The sequence below is a fragment of the Mesorhizobium sp. M7A.F.Ca.CA.004.04.2.1 genome (assembly GCF_004022825.1).
Lineage (GTDB): Bacteria > Pseudomonadota > Alphaproteobacteria > Rhizobiales > Rhizobiaceae > Mesorhizobium.
The window spans coordinates 1-2,790 of the sequence record NZ_RZPH01000811.1 but is presented as its reverse complement, the minus strand read 5'-3'; the positions used below and the strand labels follow the sequence as shown (position 1 = coordinate 2,790).

At 63.7% G+C, this 2,790-nt stretch carries 4 protein-coding genes; 1 reads left to right on the top strand and 3 read right to left on the bottom strand.

The features are described 5' to 3' along the window. A partial coding sequence (locus tag EN893_RS27450) for a LysR family transcriptional regulator (RefSeq protein ID WP_164901152.1) occupies positions 1-812 on the top strand: 812 nt, incomplete at its 5' end. A 196-nt stretch (positions 813-1,008) separates the two neighbouring features. On the opposite strand, the gene rpsI is transcribed toward EN893_RS27450, so the two are convergent. The 3 genes from rpsI to EN893_RS27435 all read right to left on the bottom strand — a co-directional run bounded on the left by rpsI (position 1,009) and on the right by EN893_RS27435 (position 2,637). After that, complete coding sequence (rpsI, locus tag EN893_RS27445) at positions 1,009-1,491, bottom strand: 30S ribosomal protein S9 (protein WP_023810272.1); 483 nt, start codon at positions 1,489-1,491, stop codon at positions 1,009-1,011. 1 nt (position 1,492) lies between these two features. Next, complete coding sequence (rplM, locus tag EN893_RS27440) at positions 1,493-1,957, bottom strand: 50S ribosomal protein L13 (protein ID WP_013532205.1); 465 nt, start codon at positions 1,955-1,957, stop codon at positions 1,493-1,495. 215 nt (positions 1,958-2,172) lie between these two features. Beyond that, positions 2,173-2,637 (bottom strand): PaaI family thioesterase, encoded by a 465-nt coding sequence (locus tag EN893_RS27435; RefSeq protein ID WP_027162402.1) that lies wholly within the window; start codon positions 2,635-2,637, stop codon positions 2,173-2,175. Positions 2,638-2,790 lie beyond the last annotated feature (153 nt).

Sequence of the window (2,790 nt, the reverse complement as noted above, 5' to 3'; positions counted from 1 at the left end):
CCTCCGGCTTGAGTGAGGCGGTGCGTCGCCTGGAAGCGCAGCTTGGTGTCAGGTTGTTCAATCGCACGACGCGCAGCGTTGTCCCGACCGAGGCGGGCCTCAGCCTGCTGGAGCGGCTCGGCCCGGCGCTGTCGGAGGTGGAGGCGGCGCTGGATGTGGTGAACGGCTTTCGCGACAGGCCGGCGGGTTCGCTGCGTCTCAATGTGCCGGTCAGCGCCGCGCGGCTGATATTGCCGGATATCGTGCCGGGTTTCCTCGCCGCCTATCCCGGCATCCGTCTGGAAGTGATCGCCGATGAGAACTTTGTCGATGTGCTGGCGGCCGGGTGTGACGCCGGCATCCGCTATGACGAGCGGCTGGAGCAGGACATGATCGCGGTGCCGATCGGACCGCGCGTGCAGCGCTTCGCCACCGCTGCCAGCCCTGCCTATCTTGCTCGTCATGGGCGGCCGCAACACCCGAGCGACCTGCTTGGCCACTCTTGCGTGCGCGGGCGCTTTGCCAGCGGTGCGATGCTGCCTTGGGAGTTCGAGCGCGACGGTGAGGTGGTGCGGGTCGATCCGACAGGGCCGCTGATCGTGCGGATCGGCGGCGCGACCGATCTTGCCGTCGATGCGGCCATCGCCGGCACCGGCATCATCGGCCTCTTCGAGGGCTGGCTTCGCCCCTACTTCGAAAGCGGCGCGCTTGAGCCCATTCTCGAACCGTGGTGGCCGAGTTTTCCCGGACCGTTCCTCTATTATCCCGGCCGGCGGCTGGTGCCGGCCCCGCTGCGGGCGTTCATCGACTATATCAAGGGCGGCAAGGCCTGACCTGTTTATGCCGGCGCCTTCACCCCACCCGGCGCTACGCGCCGACCTCCCCATCGAGGGGAGGTAGGGCGTCGCGCTCTTCTACCTCCCCTCGATGGGGAGGTCGCGCCGCAGGCGCGGGTGGGGTGACTGCCGAGCCGCAAACAAAAAGGCCGCCCGGAGGCGGCCTTTTCGATTGTCTGAAGCTGCGGAACGCTTAGCGCTTCGAGAACTGGAACGAACGACGGGCTTTCGCCTTGCCGTACTTCTTGCGCTCGACGACGCGGCTGTCGCGGGTCAGGAAGCCGCCCTTTTTGAGCACGGCGCGCAGCGTCGGCTCGTAATAGGTCAGCGCCTTGGAGATGCCGTGACGCACGGCGCCAGCCTGGCCGGAGAGACCGCCGCCGACAACGGTCGCGACGATGTCGTACTGGCCGGCGCGGTTGGAGGCGATGATCGGCTGGTTGAGGATCATCTGCAGGACCGGACGCGCGAAATAGGTCGCGAATTCCTTGTCGTTGACGATGATCTTGCCGGAACCCGGCTTCACCCAGACGCGCGCAATGGCGTTCTTGCGCTTGCCGGTGGCATAGGCGCGGCCCGACTTGTCGAGCTTCTGGACGTGGACGGGGGCTGCCGGCTGGGTATTGGTGTTGCCGGTGGCGGCGCCCAGTTCTGCGAGCGAGGAAAGCTCAGCCATCTTATGCGACCTTCTTGTTCTTGGCGTTCAGCTTGGCCACGTCGAGCACGACGGGCTGCTGTGCGACATGCGGATGCTCGGCACCTGCATAGACGCGCAGGTTCTTCATCTGGCGACGGCCGAGCGGGCCACGTGGGACCATGCGCTCAACGGCCTTCTCGACGACACGCTCGGGGAAACGACCCTCGAGCAGCTGGCGCGCGGTGCGCTCCTTGATGCCGCCTGGGTGGCCGGTGTGCCAGTAATAGACCTTGTCGGTGAACTTCTTGCCGGTGAACACCACCTTGTCGGCATTGATGACAATGACGTTGTCGCCGTCGTCGACATGCGGGGTGAAGGTCGGCTTGTGCTTGCCGCGAAGATGATTGGCGATGACAGTGGCCAGACGACCGACGACGAGACCTTCGGCGTCGATCAGGATCCACTTCTTCACCACATCCGCAGGCTTCTGCGAAAAGGTTGTCATGTTTTCTGCTCTCGGTTCTGACCTTCATAAGAGAAGGCGTTTCTTGTTGCTTGGATTGTCGGAAGGACGCTGCCCGCCGCCAATAACAAAACGGCGGCCTTTGCGGGCCGCTGCTTCGTGAGGGCTTATAGGCGAGGGTGGTGATCGCGTCAAGGCGCGCGAAAAGGAGAATATCTGACAAAATGCGGCGAAAACAATAAGTTAAGTGAAAGGTATTATTTTACCACATCGCCATTCCGCTTCGGCGGGATCGAATAGGTGCCGGTGGCGTGCGCCACCGTGTGCCCGTCCGGGCCGGCAACGATGTCGATGTCGAACACCATCAGGCTCTTGCCCAGCTTCAGGATGCGGCAGTGGCCGTCGATCGGTCCGGCCTCTGCCTTGCGCACGAAATTGATGTCGAGGTTGACGGTAACGGAAAGCGCATCCGGCCCGGCATGGCTGAGCACGCAGACGTAGCCGCCAATGTCGGCCAGCGTGAACAGCGAAGGGCCGGACACCGTGCCGCCCGGACGCAGGTGCCGCTCGCCGGCGTTGAGCCGCACGGTGCAGCCGCCGGGGAACACGTCGATCGCCTCGAAATATTTGAACTGCTCGTTGAGCTGCGGATAGACGGTCTCCATCAGCGCATTGACTTGTTGCGCGGTCAGAACCGGCTTCAAATTGGTTTGGGCGGGCATGTCGGTCTCTCGTTTTGGCCGACCTGTATGGGCGCGGCGCGGCATTTCTGACAACCTTCGTCCCCTGGCGCAAGCGATCGGTGTTGGACGAAACCTGATCCGGTATTAGATAGCCCAGGCGGAATCGCGGAGACCTTATCCATGGCCGAAATC